At 63.5% G+C, this 617-nt stretch carries 1 protein-coding gene; it reads left to right on the forward strand.

Features of this window, described 5'->3' with window-relative positions; translation table 11 throughout:
• Positions 1-164: 164 nt before the first annotated feature.
• The coding region (locus tag AC1DX4_RS35095; protein ID WP_477224691.1) for an IS110 family transposase at positions 165-617 on the forward strand (453 nt) is incomplete at its 3' end.

Here is a 617-nt window from a genome sequence, read left to right on the forward strand (position 1 = left end):
GGGTGCCACGGACCAGGTGCTTGCCTGATCCGTGGCGGTGGTCGAGAGCCCGTCGCCCCTCAGGTGGCCTAAACCGTGGATGAGCTGGGGYCCGACCGCCTTCTTTTGTGAACCCGAACAGTTGCAAGGGGCAAGCCCCCGCACACAAGGAAGGGACCGAGGAGATGGTAGCGCAAACGGTTCAGGACATCGGCATCGATGTTGCCAAAGGCTGGCTCGACGTGGCGGTGTTTCAAACGCAGGAACAAGCGCGTTTCGACAACGACAAGGACGGATGGGCCAAGCTAATCAGATGGCTGCGGGGTCGCACCGTACGCGCCATCGGCATGGAGCCGAGCGGCGGYTATGAGCGCGGCGTGGCCAAGGCACTGCGCAGCGCGGAYCTGCCGGCCAGGAACGTCAATCCGCACAAATTGCGCCACTATGCCCGCGCCCTTGGCCGATTGGCCAAGAATGATCGCATCGATGCCTTGCTGATTGCGCGCTACACCGCCGAACTGCCGACCCGGCCGGTGCGTTGCGACCCGATTGCGGAGCAACTGGCCGATCTGGTCGTGGCCCGCAGGCAGCTTAGCGACGATAAGGTCAGCCTTGCCAATCAACTCGAGCAGCTACGC

The organism is Mesorhizobium sp. P3_A8 (genome assembly GCF_056402995.1).